Annotated in this window: 21 protein-coding genes; 4 read left to right on the forward strand and 17 right to left on the reverse strand. The window is 42.1% G+C overall.

Going from position 1 to position 23,233, the window contains the following annotated elements; genetic code table 11:
• The first annotated feature begins 272 nt into the window (after positions 1-272).
• From A5886_RS07545 to A5886_RS07555, 3 genes are read left to right on the forward strand one after another with little or no spacing between them, the layout of a single operon-like run.
• Positions 273-1,112, forward strand: a complete 840-nt coding sequence (locus A5886_RS07545) for a WxL domain-containing protein (RefSeq protein ID WP_086274387.1) — start codon at positions 273-275, stop codon at positions 1,110-1,112.
• 39 nt (positions 1,113-1,151) lie between these two features.
• A complete protein-coding gene (locus A5886_RS07550; RefSeq protein WP_256926172.1) occupies positions 1,152-2,210 on the forward strand; it encodes a WxLIP family cell surface protein in 1,059 nt (352 codons plus the stop codon).
• Between the two features lie 49 nt (positions 2,211-2,259).
• Positions 2,260-4,581 carry a WxL domain-containing protein gene (locus A5886_RS07555; protein WP_179190003.1) on the forward strand — a complete coding sequence of 774 codons (2,322 nt, stop codon included), beginning with the start codon at positions 2,260-2,262 and terminating at the stop codon, positions 4,579-4,581.
• Positions 4,582-4,648: 67 nt separating this feature from the next.
• Here A5886_RS07555 and A5886_RS07560 read toward each other — a convergent pair whose 3' ends face one another.
• On the reverse strand, positions 4,649-5,206 hold the full coding sequence (locus A5886_RS07560; RefSeq protein ID WP_086274389.1) for a restriction endonuclease: 558 nt from the start codon (positions 5,204-5,206) through the stop codon (positions 4,649-4,651).
• Between the two features lie 338 nt (positions 5,207-5,544).
• Here A5886_RS07560 and A5886_RS07570 point away from each other — a divergent pair, with 338 nt between their 5' ends.
• Positions 5,545-5,811 (forward strand): hypothetical protein, encoded by a 267-nt coding sequence (locus A5886_RS07570; RefSeq protein ID WP_086274391.1) that lies wholly within the window; start codon positions 5,545-5,547, stop codon positions 5,809-5,811.
• A 300-nt stretch (positions 5,812-6,111) separates the two neighbouring features.
• On the opposite strand, the gene A5886_RS07575 is transcribed toward A5886_RS07570, so the two are convergent.
• The 16 genes from A5886_RS07575 to A5886_RS07650 form a co-directional block, all read right to left on the reverse strand.
• On the reverse strand, positions 6,112-6,957 hold the full coding sequence (locus A5886_RS07575) for a sce7725 family protein (RefSeq protein ID WP_086276017.1): 846 nt from the start codon (positions 6,955-6,957) through the stop codon (positions 6,112-6,114).
• A gap of 5 nt (positions 6,958-6,962) precedes the next feature.
• Positions 6,963-7,643 carry a hypothetical protein gene (locus A5886_RS07580; protein WP_086274392.1) on the reverse strand — a complete coding sequence of 227 codons (681 nt, stop codon included), beginning with the start codon at positions 7,641-7,643 and terminating at the stop codon, positions 6,963-6,965.
• A 272-nt stretch (positions 7,644-7,915) separates the two neighbouring features.
• On the reverse strand, positions 7,916-10,180 hold the full coding sequence (locus A5886_RS07585) for an AAA family ATPase (protein ID WP_086274393.1): 2,265 nt from the start codon (positions 10,178-10,180) through the stop codon (positions 7,916-7,918).
• A gap of 18 nt (positions 10,181-10,198) precedes the next feature.
• Complete coding sequence (locus A5886_RS07590; protein WP_086274394.1) at positions 10,199-10,666, reverse strand: DUF6530 family protein; 468 nt, start codon at positions 10,664-10,666, stop codon at positions 10,199-10,201.
• A gap of 195 nt (positions 10,667-10,861) precedes the next feature.
• The gene (gene fakB, locus A5886_RS07595) at positions 10,862-11,710 is read right to left on the reverse strand and encodes a DegV family protein (RefSeq protein WP_086274395.1); all 849 of its coding nucleotides are present in this window, start codon (positions 11,708-11,710) and stop codon (positions 10,862-10,864) included.
• Between the two features lie 90 nt (positions 11,711-11,800).
• Positions 11,801-13,027: an LCP family protein gene (locus tag A5886_RS07600; RefSeq protein WP_086274396.1), complete on the reverse strand. Its 1,227-nt coding sequence runs from the start codon at positions 13,025-13,027 to the stop codon at positions 11,801-11,803.
• A 153-nt stretch (positions 13,028-13,180) separates the two neighbouring features.
• Positions 13,181-14,020 carry a prephenate dehydratase gene (gene pheA, locus A5886_RS07605; protein ID WP_086274397.1) on the reverse strand — a complete coding sequence of 280 codons (840 nt, stop codon included), beginning with the start codon at positions 14,018-14,020 and terminating at the stop codon, positions 13,181-13,183.
• A 1-nt stretch (position 14,021) separates the two neighbouring features.
• Positions 14,022-14,528 (reverse strand): shikimate kinase, encoded by a 507-nt coding sequence (locus tag A5886_RS07610; RefSeq protein ID WP_086274398.1) that lies wholly within the window; start codon positions 14,526-14,528, stop codon positions 14,022-14,024.
• Positions 14,525-15,814, reverse strand: a complete 1,290-nt coding sequence (gene aroA / locus A5886_RS07615) for a 3-phosphoshikimate 1-carboxyvinyltransferase (protein ID WP_086274399.1) — start codon at positions 15,812-15,814, stop codon at positions 14,525-14,527. The genes A5886_RS07610 and aroA overlap by 4 nt, the downstream gene beginning before the upstream one ends.
• Positions 15,815-15,823: 9 nt before the next feature.
• Positions 15,824-16,909, reverse strand: coding sequence for a prephenate dehydrogenase (locus A5886_RS07620; protein WP_086274400.1), 1,086 nt, complete (start codon positions 16,907-16,909; stop codon positions 15,824-15,826).
• 38 nt (positions 16,910-16,947) lie between these two features.
• Positions 16,948-18,114 (reverse strand): chorismate synthase, encoded by a 1,167-nt coding sequence (aroC, locus tag A5886_RS07625; protein ID WP_086274401.1) that lies wholly within the window; start codon positions 18,112-18,114, stop codon positions 16,948-16,950.
• An 18-nt stretch (positions 18,115-18,132) separates the two neighbouring features.
• Positions 18,133-19,191: a 3-dehydroquinate synthase gene (aroB, locus tag A5886_RS07630; RefSeq protein ID WP_086274402.1), complete on the reverse strand. Its 1,059-nt coding sequence runs from the start codon at positions 19,189-19,191 to the stop codon at positions 18,133-18,135.
• A 31-nt stretch (positions 19,192-19,222) separates the two neighbouring features.
• Complete coding sequence (gene aroF, locus A5886_RS07635) at positions 19,223-20,242, reverse strand: 3-deoxy-7-phosphoheptulonate synthase (RefSeq protein WP_086274403.1); 1,020 nt, start codon at positions 20,240-20,242, stop codon at positions 19,223-19,225.
• A gap of 36 nt (positions 20,243-20,278) precedes the next feature.
• Positions 20,279-21,148 (reverse strand): shikimate dehydrogenase, encoded by an 870-nt coding sequence (locus tag A5886_RS07640; RefSeq protein WP_086274404.1) that lies wholly within the window; start codon positions 21,146-21,148, stop codon positions 20,279-20,281.
• 410 nt (positions 21,149-21,558) lie between these two features.
• A complete protein-coding gene (locus A5886_RS07645) occupies positions 21,559-22,317 on the reverse strand; it encodes an ABC transporter ATP-binding protein (protein ID WP_086274405.1) in 759 nt (252 codons plus the stop codon).
• The gene (locus A5886_RS07650; RefSeq protein ID WP_086274406.1) at positions 22,317-23,201 is read right to left on the reverse strand and encodes an ABC transporter permease; all 885 of its coding nucleotides are present in this window, start codon (positions 23,199-23,201) and stop codon (positions 22,317-22,319) included. Before A5886_RS07650 ends, A5886_RS07645 begins: the two co-directional genes overlap by 1 nt.
• Positions 23,202-23,233 lie beyond the last annotated feature (32 nt).

Here is a 23,233-nt window from a genome sequence, read left to right on the forward strand (position 1 = left end):
ATTTAGTTGTTGCTACTAATGTAACAAAAGCCGATTTTCATTTTTTTTTGAATAATCTTAAAAAAACAGGTTTTTTCAAAATAACATTCCAGATGTATAGTTAATGATGTTCCAAAAATTGCGCAGTTTAAGCGCATGTTTTGCATAAATTATATATGGACAAAGAGGGGATGAAAGAAACAGGTTTACTATTTATTTGATGTTGCTGGTCATTTTTGCTCGTCACTTTAGCCCAAACATATTTATCAAAAGGAAAGAAGGAAACTGTACTCATGAAACGCTATCCATTTGCACTAGCTGCAACACTATCCGTTATGTCTTTAAGTAGTGCACAAACAATTTTTGCTGAAGAAACAACGGAGACTACTCCTAAGAACATCGAAACAACAGGTACGATCACTTTTACACCGGCTGAAGGCCCATCGGTTGTCGTGCCACCAGTAGAAGAACCGGATGTTAACCCTCCTGAAATACCGGATAAAACTGCAGGTCCTTTGGCGATTGTTCACGCTCCTACACTAAACTTCGGGAAGCAAGAGATTTCTGTTGAAGACAAAACATATGAGATGCAAGCGGAACGAGCAACAACGATGGAGAATGAGGAACAAGCAACAACCAAGGGTGGCGATATTGTCCCCTATGTCAGCTTTGTTCAAGTACAAGATTTACGGGGAACGAACGCTGGTTGGAATCTCAAGGTCAGCTTAAGCGCATTTAAATCAACGGGTACACAAAATGATACACTTGAAGGAGCTGAGCTTACATTTGCAGGAGGAGCTATCAATTATTCTGGAGGAGAAGCGAGTGAACCGAAATTAGCCTATAAGGAGAAACTAGAAATAGAACCAGGTGAAGGAAGCAGCTATGTAATGACAGCTAAATCAGCAAATGTCGAAAAAGAACAGATTGGCGAAGGTGCTGGTGTAACATCATTGATATGGGGGAATCAGGAAGACCTAAACAGTTCATACAATAAAACAAATGATCTTGATAAAGTAGTTAATAAGTCGATTACTCTCTTCGTACCAGGAAACACCACCAAAGACGCTGCAACCTATACAGCAACCTTAACATGGGAATTAACCAATACACCACCGAATGACATCGAATAAACACCATAGATATATAAACAAGAAAGGACAATCATCGGCATGCACAAACAAGTTGAAATACGTCATTTACAATTGAACAAACTCATTCTTTCTTTGAGTGTGCTGATCTTTTTCTTTTTGGGAAACGTGACGATCCACGCTGAAGAAAGTGCAGATTTTTATGTAACACCAATATTACCAACAAGTCAGCTCTCAGGCACAGAAAGCTATTTCAATGTGTCATTAGCACCGAATGAAAGAGAAACGCTGAAGCTCACACTCATGAATGCCGGCAATACACCGATATCTATCAGCGTCACGCCTCATACAGCTTATACAAATAACAATGGCGTGGTGGAATACGGTAGAGATGCTGAAGAACCCAATCAATCATTGGAATGGTCAATAGATAAATTGTTGGCAACACCGGGAATCGTTCACCTGAAGGCCAATGAAACGAAAACAATCGACATCACGTTGAAAATGCCAAATAAAGCCTTCGACGGGATATTAACAGGTGGAATCCGACTTCAAAAAGTGGCAGAGTCTACAAAAGAAACAGAAGAAAGCCAACAGCTGTCGATTGATAATGAATTTGCTTATGTGATAGGTGTCGTAGCAAGAAACAATCAAGAGGAGATTCAAGCTGATTTAACCTTGTTGGATATTCTTCCTGATCAAATGAACTATCGCAATGTCTTCAGCGCAGTGATCCAAAATAGTTTTCCTGCTTTTGTGAACAAACTATCAGTTGAGGCAAAAATAACACGCAAGGGCAACAGTGAAGTCCTATACCAAGCGACCAAAGACGATATGCAGATGGCGCCGAACTCTTCTTTCAACTTTCCAATCCCTCTAATGGGCAACTCTTTTAAAAGCGGTACATATATCGCAGAAATCAACGCATCATCCGGAGAGAATACATGGGAATGGCGACAAGAGTTTACGGTTAAATCAGAGGAAGCCAAGACGTTCAATCAAAGCGATGTAACGATCGATCATTCTTTCAATTGGTGGCTAATCGTGGTTATCACTGTGATCATTATTTTATTAGGTATTATCGTCGCACTTTTGATCAAACAAAGGAAATTTGACTCTATATCAAAGAAAAGTGAGTGACCAATCTATGCTAGGCAAAATATGTAAAAGAGTCACTGTGAGGATTCTTTTGCTTTCAATCCCTTTACCGATTGCATTGAATACAATTGCAGCCGCTGAGGAGAACTCAGATTCTACAATAACTTCTCAGCAACCGCAAAGCGAAAAGGAAGAAGGAGAGGAAGCGGCGCAGCTTCCGACTGTATGTACTTTTGGTTCAGAAGAGATAAGTGGGGTAGAAGGGGCACAACTACCGTTTGAGTTGCAGGCGAATACGCCAGTAACTAATGTGATATTAACGGTACCTGTGCAGATACAATTAATCAATGCAACAAGTGATGAGCATATAGCCTTATCGAAAGTGTCAGAGACCCAGTGGCAAATCAATACGAGAAGTCCACAAACACAATTCAATCTCGCGGCTGTGACTGATCAAGCAGGTAATTATGTAATAACAATAGAGGACCAGCAGTTATTGCTTAAAATAACTGCTGGTCCAACTGAAGGACAAGGCGATGATTCGAAAGCGGAAACCGATGTAAACTTAGAGAGCTCTGCCAACTCAAGTAGTGTCTTTACTGTTGACACGTTTGAAAAACTACAAGCTGAAATCAACAATGCGCCAGATAATCAAGAAAAAACGATTCAAATCACTGCGTCTTTTGCTTTTAAACAAACTATAACTATTCCGAAGTATAAAATAATAACACTGATAGCAGATGAGGAATTCCTTTTGACGAATCCGACTTCTGAATATTGCCGACATCACTTTCACGTTGTCGATGGGCAGCTTACCTTAAAACATCATATTACTTTAGATGGTGGCGGTGTCTATTCTATGGGGGAAAGCGGGCTTTTTAGGCTTGCAGGAGGCATCATCCAAAATGGAATTTTAACAGATGAAGGAAACGCAGTAAATATCGAATACAATGGAAAGATTCAAATAATTGACGGCATCATCCGTCAATCTTCAAGCCCAGCAGTCTATATTTGGACAGGTACTTTAGAGATGCTCGGGGGAACGATTGAAAATAATGCGAATGCTGGTGTCTTTTTAGTAGATAAAAACTCAAAGTTTGACATGCGTGATGGACGTATTGCCAACAACAACTCAGCAGGTGTACTCATGCGAGGTGGAAATTTCAACATGTTTGGCGGAACAATCAGCAACAATAAAGCCGGACTTCAACTTGCAGCTGGCTATTTTGAAATGAATGGCGGTTCAATTGAACAGAATTCCTCAAGTACAACTGGGGGAGGCGTACGGGTAGGAGCAGCTGCCAAAGCAGTTTTTAATAGCGGCGCAATCATCAACAATCATAGTGGCATCCATGGTGGCGGGATTGGCTTTGAACATTTGACCAAAGAACAAGTTATCAAAGAGGCGGTCACTTTCAGCGGAAACACATCATCCAAAAGTTATCATCCGCCTATTGATGTTGAAACGGTATTTCCAAACATTCTATCACGGAACAGTTCATTAACAACATATACGCATCCATTGAACGGTTTTGACGTTGGATACATTGCCAGCGATCCGCAATTCATTAACGTTAAAATGAGCAAGAATATCGATAAAGCAGGTTTTTTGAAAATCAATAAACAACCGTATACAGAGAACGTTTTGATGGCTACTCATACGTGCACAACGATTGAAGCTATACCGGAAAAAGGCTATGCATTTATTGAATGGCAAGTCACTTCTAGCGATGGATCAAAGAGAACTTTGACAAAAGCAAGCACGACATTAGATGTCGAAGATTCCGATGTGACGGTTCAAGCTATTTTTAAACGAATGCCAGTTGCACCTGTTGACCCTCTCGATCCTGAAACAGATATTAATCCTGAGAATAAACCGGACATCCCCGAAGAACAAGGGCCCCTGAGTATTGACTTTGTTTCTCAATTTACATTTGGGGAGCAAAAAATATCTGCACAGGATGCAGTCTATTATGCTGAACCTCAGAAGATAGCCACGGTTGATCAAAATATCAATCGACCAAACTATGTTCAAATCAGCGACCGTCGTAGTACCGATGGCGATGGTTGGACACTTTCTGTCACGCAAAACAAACCATTTACGAATGAAAATGGGCATCAATTAAATGGCGCACTGCTCACTTTGCATAATCAAGCAGTGGTAAGTACTGAATCTGGTGAACGCCCAGAAATCATAAATAAAGATGTAGTTTATTTGGAAGTAAATGCGCGCTCACCGTTATTATCAGCCGATGAAGCAGCAGGTAAGGGGACGTGGGTCTATCGTTTTGGCGACGAACAAACACAATCTAAAAGTGTCGCACTTTATGTACCTATGAAAGCTACACCTCAAAAAGGTACCTATACAACAACGCTTACTTGGGAACTGAGCAACGTGCCGAAAAATGAATGATTGCAGATAGATGCAGATTTCATAAAAAACGCTTATTATTCTGTTTGAATAAGCGTTTTTTCGTATTTCATTGTTTATCGTGAATCAAAGATTCTTCTATCATTTTTGTTAATGTTTTTCGATCCCAAAGTTCTACATGCAGTTTTTTTGATAATTGTTTGGCAGAATCGGTAAAAGAACTATTGGTTAAGACAATGGCTTTGTCGAGAGCATAATAACCAATTCCAGCATAAACTTCTTGGATTGCTTTATTACCAACATTCTTTTTCCAACGCTTGCATTGTATTCCATAAGTAACGCCGTTTTTAGAAGCAATCACATCTATTCCTTGATCGCCGTGCGCCTTTGTTTGTCTAATTTTTTGAAATTGATGTTTAGCCAATAAAAATGTCGTATATTCCTCAAATTCATTTCCGGACATCATATCAATAGTTTCTAATTGCGCACTTGAAAAGCGCTTGCGTTTACTCAAAAGGGGATAAAGCCACGTACTCAATCCCAAAATCATTGAACCAATTCCTATGTATAATAACATATCGTTACTATCATCAAGAAAGTAATAAAGTAAAACTAAAAAAATCCCCACCACAAACAGTTTAAACTTCTCATTATCCTTCTTCGGCATATGACACTCCTTTAATCTATGTTTTAGAATATTATATCATAAATCAGCAAACTGATATTATTTTATGATAAAAAAACAAATTAGATTGAAAAACATGGTCCAGATAAATCGGAACTCATGCTTTATTTAAAAGATTATTTTGTCTATGGATCTGCGAATGCGTTTGATAAACTAACAAAACGCATTCAAAAGCAAAGCTATAATCTTACAGTCGATGATCTTTCAATGATTTTACAAGGAGTCTATGAAGAATGTTCTAACGCTGGTATCGTCAGCAACTATTCAAAAAATCAAATCATAGAGGAATTACACAAAATCCAACATAGAAAGGAATCTGAGTGATCTATATGCAAATCAATGATTTAATCGATCGTTACCAGCAACAAGCAGAAAAACTTGAAATCAAATTAAAACGACTAGTAGCAAAAGAAATCAAATCAGCAAACGACCAGCAACGCTTAGGAATCATTCAAGGCCAACTGATGAACATTGATACAGTGATTGATGATTTGCTTGCGCTGGAGCCACAAATGAACCAAACAAACTTTGGTTTGATCATACAAACACTCAAAAGAAGAACTTTAAACAACAATCAACCAAATTGAGTTAAAAAGAGAGGTTTTTGCGTTAAAAAGCAACTAAGAGGGACCCTAAAAGGATAAAAGCAGACTTGTTGGAACCTAAACTTTTTTCAATGTAACTTTGTATAATATATATTATGTAAACTAAAATATAAAATTTATTACTTATGATTAAATCTATCCTATTATCCTTAAACCACCCTCTTCTCAGTGCCATATTTGCTGCATATATACTATAAAATCCATAATTAGCCATTTATGCCAATAAACTTGGATTTTATAGCAAAAAAGTATAAACAGATCAGCAACATTCACAACTTAATCCTACATGCGACTAGCTAATTCTAAATGATTCATGACTGAAGCTTTTCTAATAATGCCCATACCAGGAAACTTGTTTTGCTGAACAGATTCTTGCAACAATTGTAATCCAAGTGTTTGTGTTGGAAATAATTGTTCATGATCAGCTAATTGAACCATGACTTGGAGAAATTTTTCTTTTTGCGTTGCTAAATCTTCATCAGAAACCAAATGTATGATCCGTAAATCATCGAAATCATCTGGAAATAGCCAATGAATCGCAATCCGTTTTGACGGATAACTGGAAGAATAATAAATCTTGCTGTCGATTGAAAAATCACAATAGCCTGCAAATCCCAGTGATTCGTAAGTCTTTTTTCGGGAAGAAAATAACTCCGTCTCATATTCGGTATAAAAAGAATTCTTGGGCAATCGTGTAAAAGGATCTTCCATAATGATTTTTGGGCCTTGAACATGATTCAACAAACGAAATTCCTTACTTAATAACGTCGGCAGTTGATTATTTGACCAATCACTTTCTAGAGCGGCCTCAGCTTGATGAATAATAAACATATCTGGCTGTGTTTCATAGGTTTCGATTGGCTGATCAACGATTCTTGCTTTGCGTAAAGGAATAGCAGCCAATTCTTGCAATCCGTCATCAGTCAAAAAATCGCCGGCTGAAGGATTATCGATTATAAAACAAGGATGATTTTTCTGTGCTAGTAACTCGATGAGTGACCAGAAGGTTTTCGATTGTTTCACTGGCTCAATGATTGGCTGAATACTTTGCGACAGCATATCTGATTCCAATAAATTTTTCAGTGCCAATAAATCGTATTGTTTGCCTCGAAAATACGGATAGTACACGCCACTCACCCTTCTTCCTGTTTAGTCAATAAAAACCGTGCTTCTAACGCGTCATAGGCTGCTCTGGTTGCTGCCAGCTCTTCTTTCAAAGACTCGATTGCTTGACTCTGTGTGTCTTCAATAAATCGATCATAGTAATTGACCCCGCCACCAAATAAATCATAGGCTGGTTGGCGTTTCTTTAACTCTTGATACAAGCGTTCGGTCGAAAAAACGCGCAATCCCCGAGCAGTCTGTTTGGCTTTCCCTACTTCCCTGGCTTGTGCAGTGATCAAGCGAAACAAGAGCGACTTTTCGGATACTTGCAGCGCTTGGCGCTGTGGTTTCTTTTCGACGCTGAAATAGCCTTTTCGACCACTATCTTTATCTAGAAACGGATGATATACAAGTACACCGATCGTTGGAAGGATCTGGTCTTTGACTTTCTCGAATAATGCTTGGGGCAAAACAAAATAATTATAATGACCGATAAAAGAAAGTTTGGCTTTTGAACGAAAATCCGCCAAACTGACTTTCAATTCATAGCAACGCCACTCAAATTCATCCTCCGCCGTTAAGCGACAACTGAGGGTATCCACGATCCCTTGGTCATCAGGCATGATGACTTCTTCGACAACGATGTCGCTATTTTCACGACAATAATAGTACAGTGCTTCTTCCATTTCGATCGTTAATGCTGTTTTCACGATACCAACAACTTCTTTCTTGTAGACTCAATAAGTTAAGTATAAAACATATGTTCGCATTTGTGAAGGAGTGAGTCAATAAATGTTCGCTAGAGATTGATTTTTAGATTACCTGACCAGTTTTAAGAAAACAGCATGCGCCCACTCCTTTTCCCTTCAATATACCGATACGCTACAAAAGAAATAACCTATCCTTTGTTTACATAATAATATTATCGATAAAAAACGAGACACACTTTTTCTAAAGTATATCTCGCTTGTATGTTATACATTTATAAATAGCGCACCAGAAGCTGCAACAGTTGCTGTGGGAATGCTTGCAGATCAGACAAGTCGATGAACCGTTCTGAACCATAGATTGATTTGATCACGTCTTTATCTTGGCCGATAGCAGCTGCCAAAAACAGCACGCCTTGACGTTCATAATCGGCAATGACGTGTTGAATATCAGTTCTGGCTTTTTCTCCAGTATAATCTGGCAATGCTTTAGGTTGTCCGTCGCTGATGTTCAAGAGTAATTTCGTGGTGGCATTTTGCTGACTGACATGATGCGCCAAGACTCTTAATGCTGCGCCGTCTCGATTATTTTGCCGTGGCTTCATGGTCATTAACTTCTCTTGGACAAAATCATATCCTTCATGGAATTCTTTATACGCATACAATGATGTTTTTTCTCGTGGTGAAATATCTGCTGTGTCTCCATAGATCATGAGTGGAATATTGACTTGTTCAGCAAAAGCTGCCAATGCCAAAACCGCTTGTTGGGCATATTTGATACGATCGTCTCTGATCATTGATCCTGATTCATCGATACGTATCGCTACGGCCAAAGAAGGCATTTCGGTTGGCGGATTCTTCTTGTCAAAGGTACGCAAGTCTTGATAGACGACTTTGCTGGCATCGAATCGTGTACCGGTATATTGACCTTTTTGGTAATCGGCTCCCCCTTCGTTCTCTAACAATTCTTGCGTTTGTTTGACTAGGGTGTCGATCACCGGCTGCAATGGTTGAAGTAACTCTTTAGCTGTCTTGCGCATGGTCAGATCAACAGCCGGGCGATGCACAATCAATCCTTCTTTGGCATGGATCGATTCTTTCAAAGCGCCTCGAGCTGCTTTTGAGGCGTTTGCTTTTTCAGATTTATCGGTTGCTTCAAAGTCTTCAAGCGTCAATGTGTGATTGGTAAGCGTATTGGTTTCTGATTCGCTGCCAGAAGCAGCCTGTCCTTCTTGACTGGCATTCTCTACATTCTCGAATAATGCTGAGGAGTCTTCCTTTGCTGTTGGTTTAGAAAACGTTGTTTCTTCAGATGAGTCAACACTTGCTTCTTCTGTGGAAGCAGGCGTCTCTTCTTCGGCGGTTATTGCTGTTAAACGCACCTGCTCCTCCGTGATATTTCGGTCTTGCGCTTCGTCAGCTGAAATACGGCGACCTGCGGCTTGTTTAAAATTTTGCAGCGGTTGTCCATGGATCAATAAGCGCAACTGCGAGAGTAACCCGGAGCTATCGAGAGCGTTTTGCAACAATTGCAGTTCATTTGTGTCGGTCGTCACTTTGTATAAGACTTTTTGATTGATTGCTTGCATTGGATTTTGCCCTTGTTTGACTGCATTGAGCCAATAAAAATAGGATCGCATGCCAGCTGCCCCTTTAATGGCATTTGCTTTGGCAGTCACATCCAGCAGTCGAATGATCTCAGCCATTTTTTCCGCAATCTCTTGCTGCTGAAACCCAGTTTTTGCGATACCCCGTGTCACCATAACAGCTAATGGCGGGAGATCCATTTTTTCCGCATGCTGCATTCGATCTCGCAGTGATTCATTTAAAGGTCGATTACCTTGATAATTGCGGTTGGTGGTAATAACTACGACACAATCTGGATGACGTCGAACAAAACCGGTAGGAATATTTAACATGCCATTTTGTTCCAATGCTGAATTCAGCGCGACCAATACTGATGCATCGCGAATCACTGTCGGCTCCTGGATCTCTAGAAGATAGCCTTTTTCAAGCGCACGTACGATTTCTGAAGGATAATACTTATAGCGAATCACCGGGTTTTCTTCAGCGGATTCTATACGCTGGATCAATTCAGCGAATTTCATTTTGGCACGCTCTGGCGTGAGAGAAAAGTGTCCTTCAATCAATCGTAGGATGTCGTCAAAGCAATCACTTTGATAAATCGCATCTAAAAGATCACTGTCTTCTTCTTGATCGGTGTCGATCACTGGTAACAAAGCACCAAAAATATCTGACTTATCCATATCGGCAAAACAGGTGATTTTTGTATAGGGCAACTGCAGATCAGCAGATAATGCTTTTGCCAACTGCGTTTTTCCTGAACCAGCATCCCCTTCTAACAAAATATTGAATAACTTCAACTCAGGATCGTGCCAATTCTCGGCGATTTCCGAAGCAATCCGCAGTTCTTCTTCACTAGTCTGATGACTATCTGGTTTTTGCCAGATCATCATCTGTTCTAACTTGCTGAAGGTACGCCCTGCTGTCACGGCATAGGGAGAGATGATCGTATCCATATTTGTCCACTCCTTTTTCTAATAACCCAAATCTTCGAGTAATCGTTTGAGTATTTTAAATCGCTCGCCGATCAATTCGCCATTTTTTTGTAAAGTATCATAAAACGCCAAGATATCTTCATCGAGATCAGGATTGTCGGTATCGACTTCAACGGTCATGCGATTGCCTTGTAGACCGATAATATCTATCAAGGGATTTTCTGGATCATAGAATTTTTCGTGGCGGTATGCTTCTTGAAAATACAAACTAGATTGGGCTGTCAAAATCGCCATATCTAGAATACGCGTCAATGGTAATTCTTCTGCCGAACACGCATCATCATTTTCATGCCAGATTTTGCCAATGATATCATTGGGATTCTTTTCAGGATCGAGACCTAAAGACAGGGACTTTGCATCTGTATGCAATGCATTTCGGCCATCGATTTGGTCGTAGTTTTCTACTTTGATGATTGTTTTGTGGTGCTGTTCTTCAGTTGATTTCACGTGAACACTCCTTACACTAAATACATTTGCGGCTATTCTTAGTATAGATAGTCAGGGAGGGATACTCAAGCAATACACTTGCTGGTCCGCTGAAAGCATGAAACTATACTTCGTACAAGATAAAAAGCGTCAATTAGGCATAATCCTAACTGACGCGCTGACCAAAGTGCTCATGTATGTCGAATGATGGCTTGATTATTGGGCTGAAATCGCAATACCTATTGCTTTTTCACCTAAATGTGTACCGATAACTGGACCAAAATGACCAATCTCGATTTCTGCATTCGGGTATTTCTTTTGTAATTTGTCTTTTTCTTCAATAGCCACAGCCAGATTATTGGCATGGATGACATAAAATTTCACTGGGTAAGCAATATCCGCTTCTCGGTGACCAATAATATCTTCGGCACGGGTAAAGGCTTTTTTGCTTGAACGTACTTTTTCATGGAGCACGATTTTTCCTTCATCGAAAGTTAAAATCGGTTTGATTTTCAGCAATCCGCCAATCAAAGCTGCACCATTGGTCAAGCGACCACCACGAACAAGATTATTCAAGTCATCCACGATCAAGTAGGCATACGTGTTTTCGCGAATAATATCCAAATGTGCCAAAATCTCTGTCAGAGAACATCCTTGTTTCGATAAATCTAACGCTGCTTCTACCATATGGCCCATTGGCATACTGGTGATTTTTGAATCATAAGGAATAATATTGACTCCCTCAATTTCGTCTTTGATCCCATACAATGTATTGATAAAACCAGAAATACCACTAGATAGGTGAATACTGATGATCGTATCATATCCACGATCCCGCAGCGAGGTATACAATGCCATCACTTCCCCTAAAACAGGTTGGGAAGTTGTGGGAAACTCTTTACTATTTTTTAAAAGTGCGTAATATTCATCCGCTTCGATGTCGATCCCTTCATTATAGATTTTTCCATCTAAGATAACAGGAATCGGTATAATAAACAAATCTTCATGATTCTTGATCCGTTCCGGCAGATAAGCGGTACTGTCAGTAACAACGGCTAATTTCATTCTTTTTCCTCGTTTCAACATATTTCAAACGTCATTAATAATATAGCACAATTTTGCTTGCTTTCAAATGATTTTCAGAACATTTCCCATTTACTTCTGATTGAAGAAGTTGGTAATTGCTTGCTGATTTGTCTGGAAATCAACCACCAAAACACTGCCTGCTGTCGCCGAATTCCCATACTGCCATGAATCATCTACGGGCACCGTCAAGCGATCGATGCCACCTGCACCTCTGGCAATCGATAGGGTGTTTTTCAGCAAGAAGGTCATTGGCAGATCTGTCGTTGCATAGCCTAGCACTTTTCCTGCAGCATAGGGAAGCTTGACGATCGAGACTGGATTCTTCATCTCACTGAATAGCGCATCGATGACTTGTTGTTGACGCCGCACACGGCCAAAGTCGCCTTCCTCATCCATTCTGAAGCGGGCATATTGCAGCAATTCAAGCCCGTTCATTTGTTGCTGGCCTTTTTTGATCGCCACTTCTAGATTTTTGCTCATATCCTTTTCGGCATTGATTGACACACCGGTTGGAAACAAGGTATCGATCACTTTTTCAAAGGATTGGAAATCAACTTCTGTATAGTATTTGGTGTCAATCCCAAAATTTTGCGCCAATGTCTGCCTTACCAATTCGGCCCCGCCGAAAGCATAAGCGGCATTGATCTTGTTTTCTCCATAACCAGGAATCGTCACTAACGTATCACGCATAAAGGAGACAAGTTTAGGTGTACCGCTTGGTCCATCCAACTGCAGCACCATAATGGTGTCCGCACGACCGGTTTCCCCTTCTCGACTGTCACTGCCGATCAGCAGCAAATTGTTGCTGCCATCCGCTGATGTCACACCGTTAAATGTCTCTGCATCACCACTTGAAACAGAAGCATCACTTTTTGCCACTTGTTGACCAACAAAAAAGGCGCCTACCGAATAAATCAGGATCACTATCAGGACACGGAAGATAATTCTCAAAAACGGGTGTTTTCTGTTCTTTTTTGTTTTCTGCGTTTTGGCTTTTTGTTTCTTTGCTTTTTTTTGTTGTGTTTGTTGTGGCGCTCTATCCTCATGTTTTCGCTGTTGAGGGGATCCTTCCTTCTGATAATGGGGAGAATCGTTTCCTCTTGTATGTTGTGCAGCACGTCGCTGACTATGGTCAACTTGATCCTCGTCATAAATGACATCATCCATTTCTGTTTCATCAGGCAGATTGTTTGGTTGTTGGCGGGTTTTTCTGGCAAAAATACTTTCCTTCGTGGGTTGTTTTTCTTCTTGTGCTAATTTTTTATGTAATTGTTTGTTTCGTTCCATCCGACTCATGACGGGTTTCCTCCAATAAAAAAACTTTCTCACTATAAGGATACCCTACCCGTTACAGAAAGAAAGCTGTTTGTTCAAAATTTAATCTTTTTCTAGGAAAAAACAAAAGTTGCCACAGACAGGCACTTCCATTGTAGAGGCTCTTTGTGCACATCAATGAACTTCAGTCACTGGATACAGACCGAGCAAGTGAACAGTCCCACCTAATAGAGCAATCTCTTCGAATGCATTGGCAATCAATTGCAACGGTTTGTCGATGACGAGATCAATCACAAAGAAATATTCTCCCAAACTGGTCTTTGACGGTCGAGATTCGATTTTACTTAAATCGATCCCTCGCCAGCCGAATGCAGCTAATATTTTGTGCAAGCTTCCGGGTTGATTGGCAGGCAACGTCACAAAAATCGTTGCTTTATCTGCAGATTCTGTCGAAAGATGTGCTTGTTGCTGCTGCATGACCCAGAAGCGGGTTTGATTAAAAGAAACATCTTGGATATTCTCTGCTTCTACCTTTAATTGATAAGCGGCAGCTGCTTCTTTCGATGCAATAGCCGCGACAGCTTCATTCGGATGCTCTTTGACATATAAGGCAGCAGTGGTTGTTGAAGCGACAGCCTCTATCACTGCATGTTCATATTTGCGATTGAGAAAATTGGTACACTGTGCCAATGCCTGCGGATGAGAAATGATCCGTTTGATTGACCGACCAGTACGCAAGTCATTTTCAGCAACGACTAATTGATGATTGATTGGCAAAATAATTTCTTTTTCGATGGATAGCTCGGTTGATTTGAATAATGTATCAATGGTCGCATGCACGGAGCCTTCTAAAGAATTCTCATTTGGTACCACACAGCGGTCAACAACACCATTGATCAGTGCTTGGATACATAATGGAATGGACGGAAAAGGGACGAGCGTATCATGGACAAATGCTTCCTTTGCTGCTAAATACGTAAAAGAATTCTCTGGACCCAAATAACCAACTTGCATACTATTCACCTACTTTAGCTAAGATTTCTGCGACGATCTCCTCTGGTGTTTTACCTGTGGTGTCCACAACCAATGATGCACTTTCCTCATAAAAAGGAATGCGTGGTTGATAGACCGCCAAAATTTCCGCTGGTGTTTTTGATAAAACCAACGGTCGAACATTTTTGGTATCTGCTTGTAATCGAGTGATCAGTTCCGTTGGATCCGTTTTTAGATAGACAACTTGCGGCATATTTTTTAAGAGTTGTCGATTTTCCTCTTTCAAGACGATGCCACCGCCAGTCGAAATGATTTCTGGACGGGTCAGGGTCTCTGCCAATATACGAGTTTCAATCTCACGAAAAGCCGGTTCGCCATGCTCAGCAAAAAAAGCTTGAATACTCATGCCGATTTCCGCTGTGATCAAATCGTCAAAATCGATTTGCCCCATCCCAGTTTCTTTGGCAAGCAGGCTGCCGATCGTTGTTTTGCCAGCACCCATAAAGCCAATCAATACGATGCCATTCATTTTGTCTCACCACCTTGTGCCAATGTGCGGACATCATCAAAGAAATCCGGATAAGATACTGCAACAGCTTCTGCACGTGCCAACTCAACATCCTCGTCTGTCAATAATGCAGCAATCTGCAGCATCATGCCGATGCGATGATCTCCGCGACTGGATACTTGACCGCCATGGAGTTTCGTTGGCCCATGAATAATCAAGCCATCGGCTGTTGGCGTGATATCCGCCCCTAATTGTTGTAATTCTTCTGCGGTCGCATCGATACGATTGGTTTCTTTGACTTTCAGTTCTTCGGCATCTTTGATGATGGTCGTCCCTTCGGCTTGCGTAGCCAATAAAGCGATGATCGGCAATTCATCGATCAAACGCGGAATGATATCGCCTGCAATCGTCACACCCTTTAAACTGGAAGAACGGATATCGATAGTGGCCGATTGGTTTTGATTGTCTTGTTCTCGTAAGGTCAAATCAGCCCCCATTTCTTCTAAGACATCGATGATCCCAGTTCTGGTTGGATTGATACCGACATTGGTCAATGTAATCTTACTGTCTGGCATCATTGCACCAGCTGTTAAAAAGAACGCAGCTGAAGAAATATCTCCCGGAACGATCACTTCTTGTCCATGGAGTGTTTGTGGGCCAGTAACTGTGATTGTTTTGCCTTCTGTTGTAATCGTTCCGCCAAATTGACGGATCATGTCTTCCGTGTGATTCCGGCTGACTTCTTTTTCAACAATGGTTGAAGTTCCTTGTGCTTGTAGTGCTGCAAAAATGATTGCAGACTTGACTTGTGCACTTGCTACCGGCATCTGATAGGTGATTGGATGCAACGAACCCGTGCCAGATACAGTGATTGGTGGGTATTCAGTTTCTTGGTCACCCTTTAATTGCGCACCCATCTCCCTTAAAGGCAACATGACCCGATTCATCGGCCGACGATTTAGGGATGCATCGCCATACAAAGTGGTTTCAAAAGACTGACCCGCTAGAATCCCCATCATCAAACGAATCGTCGTCCCTGAATTGCCGATATCAATGGCTGCAGTTGCGGCTTTCAGCCCGTCGAATCCTTGCCCTTCGATCGTAATGGTTTCGCCATCATCATGGATCGGCACACCTAATTGTTGAAATGCATGCAGCGTACTGTAACAATCTTCTCCTCTTAAAAAGTTGCGCACTGTCGTCTTCCCTTTGGCTAATGCACCGAACATAATGCTGCGGTGAGAAATGGACTTATCAGCGGGCACAGCGATCGTCCCATTTAAATGTGTAGCTTTAACTAATTTCATCGTATTCTCCTATTTGATCCGACAAGTATATGTCGTTTTTTTGTTGATCAGCTGTTCGGCCAACAGCAAATCGCTTTGATTTTTGAAAGAAATCTGCAATACACCATTGATTTCTTCACGGCTCTCCAAAATTTTCAGATTGATTAGGGATAACTGATGCTCACCTAGTAGTCCTGTCACTTCCGCGATCACACCGGAATAATCCGGAACATCTACGAATAAATCATAAAAAGCAGGAATCGCCCCATTTTGGTGAACAGGTAGTTGATCACGGGTTTCTTTGGCTGATTCAAAAAAAGTGTAGATGGCGTCTTCGTCCTTCGCTTGCAGCCATTGGGAAACAGTGGACATCCGACTTTGCCACTCGTCGATCATCGCAAGTAATGCCTGTCGATTGCTTAGCAGAATATCCGTCCACATCCGCGGGTCCGAAGAGGCAATCCGCGTGATGTCGCGAAAGCCGCCGGCTGCCAATTGCTGCGCCCGTGGATGTGTTTGATTGAAGCTGTCCGCTTGATTGACTAGACCAGAGGCAATGATATGAGGCAAGTGGCTTAGCATACCCGTGATTTGATCATGCTCTTCTGGCGTCAGGGTAACGTATTTCGCCCGTGTCCCTTGAAACAACACTTCCAACTCTGGCAAACGAGTGGTATCACTAGGGGTAAAAATGTAATAGGCATTTTCAAACAAATCCCCATTGGCTGCTTGGATCCCTGATTTATGTGAGCCGGCCATAGGATGCCCGCCAATAAAATCGAAGGAAAACTGCTGCGCAAATTGACTGATTTCTGATTTGGTACTTCCGGTGTCTGTCACCAAGACATTTGGCTTCAGGGGCAGTTGACCCAAACGAGCCAAATAGTTTTTGGTGATTTCCACTGGCAGTGCCAGCAGAATGATATCGGCTTGAACAGCACCATCATCGAAAGAAGCCGGGACTTCAGCAACGAGTTTTGTTTGACGGGCGATCTCATTTGTCGCAGGACAATGATCCCAGCCCATCAAATAGCTGTCGGGGTGTTCCTTTTTTATACATGTTGCCAGCGATGCGCCAATCAGTCCTAGACCAGCGATCAAAATTCGTTGATTCATAGCCCGTGCCTCTCCTTCTTTTTTCGTTGAGATCGATGTTAGTAATGTAATAAATATTCGCGGTATTCCTTGACTGCAGCTTGCAATTCAACAAATGAATCACTAGGGAACTTTTCTAACAGCTCATTGGCTACAACAGTGGCCACGACACTTTCGCAAACGACACTTGCTGCTGGGACCGCTGTACTGTCGGAACGTTCTACACTTGCTTTATATGGCTCTTTGCTATCGATATCGACACTTTGCAAAGGCTTGTATAATGTAGGGATTGGTTTCATCACACCCCGTACCACGATTGGTTCACCGTTGGTCATACCACCTTCAAAACCGCCTAGATTGTTGCTGCGACGAGTATAGCCTGATTGTTCATCCCATAAGATTTCATCCATGACTTTTGACCCTGGCAAGACACCGGCTTCAAACCCGACGCCAAATTCGGCCCCTTTAAAGGCATTGATACTGACTACCGCTTGGGCAATCTTGGCATCCAGCTTTTTGTCCCATTGAACGTAACTGCCTAATCCAGCAGGAACGCCGCCTACTAAGACTTCCACGACACCACCGATGGTATCACCATTTTTCTTGGTTTGATCGATCAATTGCTTGATCTCTTCTTCAACAGAAGGATCAAGGACGCGCACCTCGGAGGCTTCTGAACGCGCTGCAATCTCTTGGACGGTCAATCCATCAGGGATCGTTGCTTTGATTCCACCCAGCATGGTGACATGTCCAGCAACAGTAATGTCTAACTCTTTCAATAGTTTCTTAGCGATCGCACCAATAGCGACACGCATCGTCGTTTCTCTGGCTGAGGAGCGTTCAAGAACGTTGCGTAGATCTTGATGGTGATACTTCATTCCACCTACCAAATCAGCATGTCCTGGTCTAGGACGTGCGACACGCCGTAATTTTCGGTCTTTTTCTGGCACTTCTTCAATTGCCATGACTTTGGTCCAATTTTTCCAGTCTTTATTTTCAACGACCAATGTCACAGGCGAACCTAAGGTCTTGCCATGACGGATACCGGAAGTGATTCTGACTTGGTCTTTTTCAATCAACATTCGACCGCCGCGACCATAGCCTGTTTGTCTTCTTGCTAATTCATGATTGATATCTTCTGCAGTCAATGGCATTCCGGCGGGTAACCCTTCGATGATCGTCGTTAATTCTGGCCCGTGTGATTCTCCAGCTGTAATGTAGCGCATGATAGATAACCTTCCTTCTTATACTAAGTAATGTTTGATTGTTTCTGTTGGAATCGTCACAATTTTGGCTTGTCCGATTGCTTCTAATAAGATGATTTTGATTTGATTGCCGCGGGCTTTTTTGTCGTGGGTGATTGCTGTAAACAACTTGGAACGATCCACTTCAGGCACAGCGATCGGCAAATTGAATTTGCTGAGCAATGCCATCAGTTGCTCCGTGGTTCCTTTAGGTGAAAGGCCGATCTCTTCCGCATGGCGCGTAATCATCACCATACCGATCGCCACGCCTTCACCATGACTCAGACCACCAAAAGCAGCCAACTTCTCTAAACCGTGGCCAATGGTATGACCAAAATTCAGTGTCAAACGACTGCCATGATCAAAGGGATCTTCTTCGACAACTTTTTGTTTGACCTTCAGGGTCTCTGTGATGATGTAGGCGGCTTGCGACAGCAAATCTCTTTCGTCCTTTACATCATTTAACGTTTGCCAGAGCTGGAGATCAGCAATTGCAGCGGACTTGATGATTTCAGCAATGCCTTCTCGAACTCTTTGAATAGGCAATGACGCCAACAGTTCAGGATCGATCAAGACCCCTTCTGGTTGAGAAAACGTCCCGACTAAGTTTTTAGCAGATTCGGTATTGACGGCTGTTTTGCCGCCAATACTTGAATCAACTTGGGCCAATAAACTAGTAGGAATCTGTAAGAAGTGAATGCCGCGCATATAGGTAGACGCTACAAACCCTGCAAGATCTCCAATCACGCCGCCTCCTAGTGCAATGATTCCATCACTGCGGGTCATCCCGAATGCTGCTAATTGGTCATACAACGCGGTCGCTTGCAGCAGCGACTTGCTTTTTTCACCTGCTGGCACGACAAGTAATTCGGCATCGAATCCATGAGCTGCTAAAGCAGTGATCAGTGCTTCTCCATATAGTGACGCTACATGGCTATCAGAGATAACAGCGACTCTTTGCGACTGCCATAACTGATTGACCCATGCGCCGACTTTTTTGAATGCCCCCGCTTCGATGATGATATCGTATGATTGGTCTTTTAAGTTTATGTGTAACATCTACCTGCACCTCGCTATCTATCTGTTGTTTTTAAAGTGATTTGATTTCTTTCATTGCTTTTTCCATAATGTTGACTTCTTGCATCATTCTCATGTATGTTTTTTCGTTCAATGATTGCGGACCATCTGACCAAGCATTGGCTGGATCTGGATGGATTTCAACGATCATACCATCAGCACCAGAAGCAACGCCAGCTCTCGCCATTGGCGGTACTAGATCCCAGATACCCGTTCCATGACTTGGATCCACGATGATTGGGAAATGGCTTAATTTCTTGATGATTGGCACAGCACTTAAATCGAATGTGTTTCGTGTTGCTGTTTCGTATGTCCGGATACCACGTTCGATAAAGATGACTTCGCTCTTGTCTTGAACAGCAATGTATTCCGCAGCATTCAACCATTCGTCGATCGTACCAGAGATGCCGCGTTTCAAGCCGATTGGTTTACCAGTTTTTCCGACAGCTGCCAACAATTTGAAATTTTGCATGTTGCGGGCACCGATTTGCAGGATATCACTGTAAGCAGCAACCATATCGATATGGCCTTCATCCATGACTTCGGTAATGACCTTCATGCCTGTTTCATCGGCGGCTTGACGAATGTATTTCAAGCCTTCTTCTTCTAATCCTTGGAAAGCGTATGGAGATGTACGAGGTTTGAAGGCACCGCCACGTAAAACCGTAGCGCCTCCTGCTTTTGCAATACGGGCACATTCGCGAATTTGCTCAAGCCCTTCAATCGAACAAGGTCCTGCCATTGTAACGAAGTTGCCACCACCGATTTTCACACCGTCTACATCAACGACTGTATCTTGTGGATGAAATTCACGAGATGTCAATTTGTAGGTATTAGAGATACGGATCGCATCCTCTACCCCTTCGTAACTGCGAAATGCAACATCTTGAATCAGACGTGTATCTCCTTTTAAGCCAATGACAACTTGTTCTTTTCCTTGGTTGACTTGAACATCTAAGCCTTCTTTTTTGATTCTTGTTACAACAACATCTACTTGTTCGGCAGTTGCGCCTGGTTTCATAATAACGATCATTTTAAATTCCTACTTTCAATTTTTATATTTTTTGGTTTATAGCGTGTCTATTAATGCTCGGACTTTTTCGATCGGCATTTGTTTGCCTGTCCATAATTCAAACGCTGCAGCGCCTTGATAGAGCAGCATGCTTAAGCCATTTGCGGTTTTGGCACCCGCCGCTTTAGCATCTTTCAACAATTGCGTCTCACGAGGATTATAAATGACATCGTAGACCGCCAATGTCTCTCTCAATAACGTTGTGTCCTTCAAAGGACTTACGTCTTCGTTTGGTTTCATGCCAACGCCCGTCGCGTTGACCAGCAGTTGACTTTTGGCTAAAGCATCGGCCAAAGCGCCTTGATCATCTAAATCTTGCAATGATATACGACAACCCGTTTGTTGGGCTATCTCTTGCAATTTTACGTCGATCACTGGATAAAAATCATCTTTGCGATTAAAGACTTGAATCACTTTGACCCCATCTAAAGCAGCCTGACTGATGATTGCTGTTGCTGCGCCACCTGCACCGATAACTGTGATCGTCTCACCGATGATCGATACATCAATGGCATCCAGTGCGCGCATAAAGCCAGTCCCATCTGTATTGTGTCCAACGAGATGTCCCTGTTGATTCACGATTGTATTGATCGCGCCAATCAAGGCAGCGGCTGGCGACAGCTCATCTACCAGAGGTACAGCTGCCATTTTGTGAGGCATCGATAAATTGACACCTAACATATCAAGGGTCCGAATGCTCTCGATACTTGTTGCTAAATCTTCTGGCTCAACATCAAAAGCAAGATATATTGCATCCGTCGTCGTTTCTGAAAATGACAAATTGTGCATCGCCGGCGAGATACTGTGTCGGGCTGGCTTTGCAAATAGTGCCGCTAAACGTGTGTGACCAGAAATCATTTTTTCCATATCTTTCATTCCTTTCAACAAAAAAAGATGTCCACCGTAAATTGTCAGAATCTACAGTGAACACCTTTAAACATTACATATCAGCTGATATGCGAATATAAAAAATAGCCACTATAGATTTTACGATCTACGTGGCTGCGAATTCATTACGAAATGCCCTAGCCATCATAGATACAAACGTGTAGTTTGCATCCATGTCTTCATGAACACAAACCTATCTAAAATAGCTAAAGTAATATTTATTCAGTTGTGAGGGGTTTGATTGCAATTGTTTTTGCATAATAGTTCGCTCCAAACTGATGTAAGATTGACCTAAGTATAGGATTTCTCGTGAAAGTTGTCAATGATTTTTTCTGTGTTTTTTCAATTATTTGCATTTTATTGTTAAAAATACTGGTAAATCAACGTTCTTAAAGATCATCCTCAAAAAACAATAAAAGTTCTGGTAAGCTTAGGGCGGCTTTTTCATCCGCAGAAAGATCTTTAACGATTTCCCCTTTGCGTAATAAAATCAAACGATTGCCGTATTTTAATGCATCATCCATTCGATGCGTGATCATCAAGCAAGTCAGCTGCTGCTCAGCGACTCTATCTGCTGTGATCTGCATCAATTGTTTAGAAGTTTTCGGATCGAGTGCGGCTGTATGCTCATCCAAAAGCAAAAGTTTTGGTGTTTGGATGGTCGCCATCAGCAGACTTAATGCTTGTCTTTGACCACCAGATAGATTGCCAGTGGGGGTGTCCAAATGATTTTCTAAGCCATTTCCAACTTGTTGGCATAATGCGTAAAACGCATCTCGTTGGCTTTGCAATTGCCGCAAATGCAAGTTGCGTTTTTGGCCTCTTTTTTGGGCCAACAATAAATTTTCAGCCACAGTCATTCGCGGTGCAGTGCCCATTTTAGGATCTTGGAAGACACGGGCCAAATAGCGTGCCCGTTTTTCTTCTGAGAGATTCGTTACATCTTGATCATCAATCGTGATTTGGCCGCTAGTCAGTGGCAATGTACCAGAGATACTATTGAACAGCGTACTTTTCCCAGCACCGTTGCCTCCGACTACGGTCACGAATTCACCTGGTTGCAAGGACAAGTCCACCTTGTTCAGCAAGACTTTCTTTTCATGAGGACCGTTGCCGACCACTTTGGTTGCTTTATTGATCTGTAACATTATTCGTCCTCCGTTTCAAAGCCGGTACGCAAGTGCAAGGCTTGTTTTAATTGTGGAATCAGCAGGCAGATCGTCAAGACGATAGCTGAGAATATTTTCAGATAGGTTGTATCAAAGCCAGCTTTGATCACAAATAAAATCAGTAATTGATAGATGATACTGCCGATGACAATTGCAATCAACCGTTCAACGAGTGTTAGTTCTCCATACAAGACCTCGCCGATAATGATCGAGGCAAGACCGATCACGATGACACCGATCCCTTTGCTGACATCTGCATAGCCATCATTTTGGGCAATCAACGCACCTGATAAAGCAATCACACCATTGGAGACGATCAAGCCCAAGATTTTCATCCGATCCGTATTGATCCCCATTGATTTGGCCATTTCTTCATTATCTCCAGTTGCGATGTAGGCCTGTCCGAGGTTGGTATGGAACAAATACAATAGGACACTGCCAATCAAAACGACCATGATCAAGCCGATGATGACTGTATCATAATAGTTTGGCAAGTGTAAACGGGTAAAAAAGTCTTGGATCTTTGGTTGATTCAACAACGATAAATTTGGTGATTGCATGACAAACAGCATCACTGAATTCAGTGCCGACATCACCAAGATGCCCGCTAAGATGACTGGGATTTTGCCTTTTGTATAAAGCAGACCCGTGACACATCCTGCACACATCCCTGCCAAAACACCCAGGCAAGTAGCCAATACCGGTGATACACCATGGGTGATTGCTGTCACACAAACAGCACCACCCAGAGGGAAGGATCCCTCTGTCGTCATATCAGGAAAATTCAAAATCCGATAAGTCATAAAAATACCTAAACCAAGTATGCCCCATAGTAAGCCTTGGCCGATTGCTGAAACGATCATTCTATTTCCTCCATTATCTTTTCCGCAACCAG

The organism is Candidatus Enterococcus testudinis (assembly GCF_002140915.1).
GTDB lineage: Bacteria > Bacillota > Bacilli > Lactobacillales > Enterococcaceae > Enterococcus_D > Enterococcus_D testudinis.